Consider the following 255-nt stretch of genomic DNA (forward strand, 5'->3'; position numbering starts at 1 on the left):
GGCATCCATGTGAGTCAGCTCTTCCGCTGGCGCAAGGAGCTCGGCCAAATCGACGCTCCGCCCGTGCCGCAACTCATTCCGGTGGAGATCGTCGAAGCGCTGCCTGCGCCGGCGATCCCGACCGAGCCGCCGCCGGTCTCCCGCTCGCGCAAGAAAGCAAGCATGGTGATGATCGAGCTTGGCGGTGGCCGTCGCCTGCGGGTCGAGAGCGACATCGATACCGAAGCCTTGGCCCGGATCCTCGATGTGTTGGAG

Annotated in this window: 1 pseudogene; it reads left to right on the plus strand. The window is 65.9% G+C overall.

Features of this window, described 5'->3' with window-relative positions:
• Nucleotides 1-255 (plus strand): annotated as a pseudogene (locus IB262_RS35610) (hypothetical protein); the annotation flags it as partial.

It is taken from the genome of Ensifer sp. ENS02, from assembly GCF_014851885.1.
Classification (GTDB): Bacteria; Pseudomonadota; Alphaproteobacteria; order Rhizobiales; family Rhizobiaceae; genus Ensifer; species Ensifer adhaerens.